The 6752-nt window shown below is 41.2% G+C and carries 7 protein-coding genes; 5 read left to right on the top strand and 2 right to left on the bottom strand.

The genetic code is table 11. From position 1 onward, the window contains the following. Positions 1-195: hypothetical protein (locus tag PBAT_RS25820; protein WP_211267845.1), on the bottom strand; the 195-nt coding region annotated here is incomplete at its 3' end. A gap of 198 nt (positions 196-393) precedes the next feature. On the opposite strand from PBAT_RS25820, the gene PBAT_RS20365 reads away from it, so the two are divergent. From PBAT_RS20365 to PBAT_RS20360, 4 genes are all read left to right on the top strand, one after another. Beyond that, positions 394-999, top strand: coding sequence for a helix-turn-helix domain-containing protein (locus PBAT_RS20365; protein ID WP_068652371.1), 606 nt, complete (start codon positions 394-396; stop codon positions 997-999). Positions 1000-1166: 167 nt separating this feature from the next. Next, a complete protein-coding gene (locus PBAT_RS25375) occupies positions 1167-1361 on the top strand; it encodes a hypothetical protein (RefSeq protein WP_157091336.1) in 195 nt (64 codons plus the stop codon). Positions 1362-1868: 507 nt separating this feature from the next. Continuing rightward, positions 1869-2021: a hypothetical protein gene (locus PBAT_RS25370; RefSeq protein WP_157091335.1), complete on the top strand. Its 153-nt coding sequence runs from the start codon at positions 1869-1871 to the stop codon at positions 2019-2021. A gap of 292 nt (positions 2022-2313) precedes the next feature. Continuing rightward, positions 2314-3153 carry a tyrosine-type recombinase/integrase gene (locus tag PBAT_RS20360; protein WP_068652369.1) on the top strand — a complete coding sequence of 280 codons (840 nt, stop codon included), beginning with the start codon at positions 2314-2316 and terminating at the stop codon, positions 3151-3153. Positions 3154-3181: 28 nt separating this feature from the next. On the opposite strand, the gene PBAT_RS20355 is transcribed toward PBAT_RS20360, so the two are convergent. Next, positions 3182-3466 (bottom strand): hypothetical protein, encoded by a 285-nt coding sequence (locus tag PBAT_RS20355; RefSeq protein WP_068652366.1) that lies wholly within the window; start codon positions 3464-3466, stop codon positions 3182-3184. Between the two features lie 1232 nt (positions 3467-4698). Here PBAT_RS20355 and PBAT_RS20350 point away from each other — a divergent pair. Next, a complete protein-coding gene (locus tag PBAT_RS20350; protein ID WP_068652364.1) occupies positions 4699-5160 on the top strand; it encodes an Ig-like domain-containing protein in 462 nt (153 codons plus the stop codon). Positions 5161-6752 lie beyond the last annotated feature (1592 nt).

Raw genomic sequence — 6752 nt, 5'->3', positions numbered from 1 at the left:
TTCGGCGACTCTTAGGATCAATGAGATTTGAAACGAAGTAAACGAACTACAGTTTTGTTGAGTTATCCGGAAAAGATCACCAATATCTTTTTTTGTTAATCTTTTGGATATCGCGTTATCGTAGATTAGTAAAATCTTGGTTTTGTCGCCATCAAATAAATTATCAATGGGCGCATCATCTTGGAGCAGTTCCATTATATATTCCACCTTTCACGTTTCTAAAGAATCTATGTGGAGGGTTATTTATTTATGAGTCGGTCGCAATTCTGGTAATTTAATCATGAGCGTACATAAATGATCTGTGAGTACGCTCATGAGCGATGGAAGGATAAGCCTTGTTTCATCGCGAATGTAAATAGTATGAGCGTGTGATTGACGAGGGAGTGATCGACCGTGAGCGATGAGAAATGGCTAACAGTTTCGGAGGTGGCGGAGAGGTTTGGAATCCCTCAGCCGACGATTAGGAGATACATAGAACGGCATGGACACCACTTGCATATACGGAAGCACCACAAAAGCTATTTGATAGCGGAGAAATCACTTGCTGATCTCGTTCGGATCCGTGAGTCGTATTCACAAGGGATGAACGCTGATCAGGTAGAGAACGAGCTTGCAGCGGTTAATGCACCTACGATCATAGATGTGATTGCTACGAGTGATCGAATGAGTGACGTATCTCCAGAAGCCTTATCTAGCCTACATTCTGCCATGATCGAACGATTTGAGCGGCAGGAGGATTTCAATCATGCGCTCATAGAAGCTATGCAGCATGAGCGCGTGGAGAATCAAAGGCAACGTGCTCTGGACCGCGAACAGATTGAACGTCTCACGGTGGAGTTAACCGATGCACGAGACCAGGCTGCTTCTACTAATGAGAATCTCAAGAATGAGATACGAAAAGGTCAGCAGGACACGACCGAACAGCTGGGCGAGATCCTAACTCGCATTGAGACATACGGCAAGCAGCCACGTGGATTATTCGGATGGTTCAGACGATAAGCGAAGGAGATAATTACAGCATGAGAATGGGCGGCAATGTAAATATTGGTGCTATCTGCACCGAATAGTTGAAATGCAGCTGCGGTAGCGAAGGAACAGGCAAATAAAATAAATCCGTATGGCGGAAGTTATTCGGAAAATGAACTTATATGATTATGCTGCCATGATTGAAAAGAAGAAGGAAGAAACTCATATTAGAGCTAGTTACTGCAATAGTTGAGGACGATTGTATTGATGATAGGACGACGGATCGGAATCGTGAGCGGATCGCTGAGCTGAGAAATGTCGGCGAGAATCTTCTGGCCAACCGGATGGACGAGAGAATAGATAAAATCGATATCAGTGTCTTGGAAATCAAGTGAAAATTAAGAGATTCTTTACATTCTGAATTTCAATATAAAATAGGGGTTTCCATATATAGTATTTTCTACTAAGGTTAACAAAGGTAAACACAATATGTTGCGTTAGGGCATATTTCAAGATCTACATCAACAAAGGAAAACACAATATGTTGTGTTTTGAAAAAAGTCAAGATCTACATGTTGTAGTTTTTGTATGATAAAATGTTGACAACGCAAAATAGACCTGTTACTATTAGATTAGTAACAAATCCATATATAGGTTAGAGGATACGGCAACTTTAACCTTACGTCAATATTCTGATTTGCCGATCTGAATATTGAATATGTATAACATTCAAAAATGATTATGAGCACAATGATATCAAATAAACACTACACTTTGCAACATGAATGTTTTTCCTTACATAATGTGTACTGTTCGGATATAGCTTAATTTGGGTGGAAACATAGTAAAGTGACTGTTTGCTGGACTCCTTTAGCTCGCCAGAGTGGAAGGAGGAAACTTGGATGAATCAGACTTATTGTTTTTTTCCAAAGTCTACCCATGTAGTTGAGCACGATCGTTGTTCTCATTGGGTAAGAGGTCATTTCCGTGGTCGTAGCTGGATTCCAGCTCATGTCCGTAGCGGATCGCTAGTTTCAGAACATTGTCGTTCGTAAAACTTTAATAGATAAAAGTCTCGGACTTAGGTTCGGGATTTTTATTTTGTTAAGGCTAGAGGATGAAATGAATATATGCGAGTTGTACGAACAGATCGAGCGTCAACAGCTCCAGGAGATCCTAGGATCTCAAAAAATATTATGTAAATTCTCTTGGCGCTTAGTGTAGGGGGCAAGGGGGTGGCTCCCCGGTGGGTGGGGTCTGTAAATCTAATGTGTCGTAGAAGTAAACTTCCACGCAACATGAGAACTATAATCTGTCGTAGAAGTGCAAGATTCCGGAGGTTTAACTATGCATAAATGTGTCGTGGAAGTTGAACGGTTTATAGAAGAACAGAAACAGGCTGGTAAGGCGGACAATACGGTCAAGACGTATGAGCGGATCATGAACACTTTTGCGGATTGGTTGGATCATAACGACGGTGAGCTGCAGGAGTTACTGCGATGCGATGTACAGGCCTACATAAATGCACTTGAGAACGATGGAAAGAGTGCAGCAACGGTTGATAAGGTCTTTGCCTGTCTAAGCGTCTACGCACGTTTTGTGGGGCGTCTCGATGCTGTGGAACGTATTAGACGTACTCGACCACAAAAGAAGACAGAGACGGCTCCAAAGTCGCTTGAGGACCTGGATAGAAAGCGGCTGTTCCGAGATATTGAGAAGGCAGGGAATATCCGGGATATGGCCATTGTATATGTTCTCTTACATACGGGGGTTCGTGTATCGGAATTGTGCGCTCTGGATCGTTCAGACATACAGATCAAGGAGAGAAGTGGTCACTTGACGGTAAGAACGAGTAAAGGCGGCAGGGAGCGATCGATCGCGTTATCTGGGGACGTTCGGTATCATGTGGGAAATTACATGGAAATCCGGAATGACGAGGATCCAGCTTTGTTCATGAGTAATGAGAAGAAGCGAATCTCTGCTCGAGCTGTGCAGCACCTGTTGGGGAAATACGGCACGCATCCGCACGCACTGCGTCATACGTTTGTGCGCTCGCTGGTGAAGGATGGGAATGATTTATCCACGGTGGCGGATCTCGCTGGCCATGCGGATATTAATATGACCCGGCGATACTCTAAGCCGTCCGAAGCCGAGAAGGCGGCAGCGATAGACAAAGCATTTTCTTAAATGAGTCATTAATTCATAAAATTAAATACTATCTTCCTTCATCCTCAGAGGGGTTAACTATTTCTGATAAGCCTATGGAACGTCTATATGCGGATTCAGCCTCTTGTTCTTCGTCTGTTAGCTTAGGAAGAATGAAGGAGTCTTCGTCAGGACCAAAGGAGTAACCTTCCGATTCGTAGTAGGCATTCAATGCATCTGAACGGGCTTGTACCTCATCCTCCGGATGTTCTCCAAAATGTTCAAGCGTATAAGCATTCACAAATTCATTCATCTTTCGGTTTGCTTCACCGGCTGAGTCGATATTTAATGACATGAAAAATTCTCCTTTCCAGTCCCGTTAATGTGTGAAAAATTAAAACCTAAGGTAGATTGCAAGATGATTTCTTAATTTTACCACCTTTCTTTTTCTGGAGGAATTACCGGAAGACGACGAGTGAAATGAGAAGGCAGGATAAGGGACGGTGTATGTTCATACTCCTACGTTGTCACATATACGCGGCAAAGCCGCGTAATAACTGGTTTTTTGAGGTGTGTAGATGGGTGTACATGTATACACCTATTTTGTTGGCTGATACATTTGGGGGTGTATGTTGGATCCATTTTAGCCTTCAAAGCATTGATATTATTGATTTTTTAGTAGGAGTATATACTTACTCCTGCATGAGCTGGTGGATCTGCCCTGGCACTAGAGGAAATATAGATTCAAGAAGTACGCTGGGCTGGGTAAATCAAAGCTGTTCGCTTCCTTGAAGCCCCACTCGACTTCTTCATGACGATTTTCCGGTGATTTTAGAGAGAAATAATATCAATTGTATCTCGTTTTCATGTGTTTTAGACATATAGAACGCTAGCCAAGGTTCAGTCACCGTCTCATACTAAAGTAAGTATTCACTCCTGCCAAAAACTCAGTAATATAAATGCTTTGAAGGCTAAAATGGATCCAACATACACCCCCAAATGCGTCAGACAACAAAGTAGGAGGTATAACTTACTCACATCTATACACTTTAGAAATCCAGTTATTACGCGGCTTTGCCGCGTATATGTGACAACGACGGTGTATGTACATACACCGTCCCTTATCCTGCCTTCACCTAACAAGTTAGTTTTCGGGCGAAGATTTGAAACCAAAATCAAATAAGACAGCGGCTATGCAGTCACCAGAGATGACTCTAATAGCGCTTAAAGACTCTTGACGATCATCAAAGTATAAGCCCTCTAACCAACTATCCTCAGGAGCAGAAAATTTGATGACCCCGATAAGTGAAGTGAATCGAAGAAAAACCATGTTTGGCTTGTTGGCCAAAACACGGTTTTTCTCATTGTTCCACGGAACGCTAATTGGCTGTCACAGTGAATTTGGAGATCGGGAAGCCAGATATGTTCACAAAACTATTATTAACATGTCTAGCTATCGAAAATATTTTTATTGATCATTAATCCTTATCCTTATAAAAATGTTTTATTTTGTAATTATATGTATTATAATAGTAATGTAATGCTATTTCCGGGATAGTTTACAAAAAAAACTAGGAGGTACAATTTATGAAACATAAAAAGGCGTTATCTGTATTACTTTTAGGAGCAGCATTAAGTATAGGTGCAAGTAATGTTTTTGCCAGCGATTATTCCACTCCTACTACTGTTTCTAGTGAATCAATTACTTCTAATGGTAGCTATATTGACGAATTTAAAGTAAGACTAAACAATTTGGTTATTAGTGATAATGGAATTTCAGCGAGCAATGGTACATATGAAAGAACTTGGAATCAACCAGCAGGATGGAGTTATTATAGATTTTCTGTTAATAACACTACAGCGACAGCAGTAAAGGTTTCTATTGAAGAGCATGGGAATTATAAAAGTTATACTTTAGCTGCTAATTCAAGTAACACATGGAATGCAGCAGGTGTTCCTGCTGGTGATCATACAATAACTGTAACAACATCTGATGGAAGAAGATTTACAGGGGATGTTGCTGTAAGAAACTCCAATATTCCTTTTTAAAGTGAAATAAAAATCTAGTAAAAATGACCTCTAAAACAATCACAGACTCCTTCGAGGGGCCTCAAAAATCCACCGGATGCATCCGGTGGATTTTGCTATGCATGAAGGTTAACATCGATGCTTGTCATACTTCTTTGCAGGAACTATAATCAAAAATATTATGAAATACTATTAATTTTCTTCGCCGTCACTTATAAGCAATATACCAATTAAAGGATGGATTTCATTAACAAAGAAAAACAAATAATTGCTAGAACAGCGTGAATCACTATACTCCAAGCGTATGATACAAATCTTTTTCTGATTTTTTTTATTCACCAAGGTAACCAAGGCAATATATTCAAAAAACTAGTAATTTTGTGATAAAGATATATCTATAACCTGTAAGACAAACTGTAAGACAATTGTAAGACAAAAAACAGGTAATCAATTCCTAGTATATTGGAATTTTTATTACAGATATACCGAGCTAAACCGCGCCAGAACTGGATTTATTGAAACAAAATCTTTCAATCTATCAAATCGTATGATAGTATAAGCGGTAAGAGATTTACTTTACCTAAAATTTCCACGACAAAAAAATAAAGCCCAATTGTTTCGGCGGCTCGGGACTACCAATCCCTCAGCTGTCACATCCGATCTAGAAATCGGTGAAACAGGCACGCACTCACAATGAGCTTATCTAGCCCCATTATAACCTCTCGATAGTAGTTTTATCAAGGTATAATGAAATGCTTAATATAATCGGACGAGACAGCCCCTGATTCTCCAGTTTGCGGAGATCGGGGGCTGTCTTTCGTTTTCGTTGTCTACGGCTAGACCGTTTACATATCTAATCAAATATATGGTGTTGCTCCGGCTCCTTTTTTTTAAAAGTAGGATGTCGTGGGCTTGCTTAAGCTTTGTCATTTTTAGTATATAAAGCTAGCAAACGCGCCAACGTGGAGAGCAGCGAGAACACGTTAAACCGCTCAGGGTCAAGTTGGGGACCGCCGCAAACAATACAATCCTAACGTACACTCATAACAAGGCGCTTCCATGCCCGCGCCCGAGTGTGACTAACGGTGACGGTGTACGGTCAGGAGAGGACGACCTTGCTAATTCCGAGAGGAAGGAGCGGCACAGTATCAAGCGGAGACGCAACCATTGGGGAGGTCTGATGGGTTCAAGATATTGGCAGTGTAAGAGCTGCGACCGGGCATGGATACGGAAACCTCATGACGATCCTACGGGGCGTAATGGAGTATATGGTTTGTTCTATGTGTGATCTCAAAGCAATTATGTTTTGTGGTCACATATAGGGCAAACCTATGCCATTTCCTAATCAGAAGCCATAAAGCGTAGTGGTTTAAGACCTTAATAGTCAAACGAAATTTTCACTATAAAAGATAATATGATGACTGTTGGAGTATAGGTTGTTCACATCGCCGCCGAGTGAATCGATCGGTGTGGGTAACGTGGGTTTCGTTATCCACTCCGTGAGATTCACTCCGCGGAACCGCTGAAGGCGGATAGATGTCTCGATTTTTAATAGTCAAACCCGTATGCACCTGAAATATTGCCTTGTATGTATTCACAACTTTCTCTCAAAG

This window comes from Paenibacillus antarcticus, from assembly GCF_001637225.1.
Classification (GTDB): Bacteria; Bacillota; Bacilli; order Paenibacillales; family Paenibacillaceae; genus Paenibacillus_AQ; species Paenibacillus_AQ antarcticus.
Note: the sequence above shows the minus strand (reverse complement) of the source record. Positions and strands in the feature narration are given on the sequence as shown.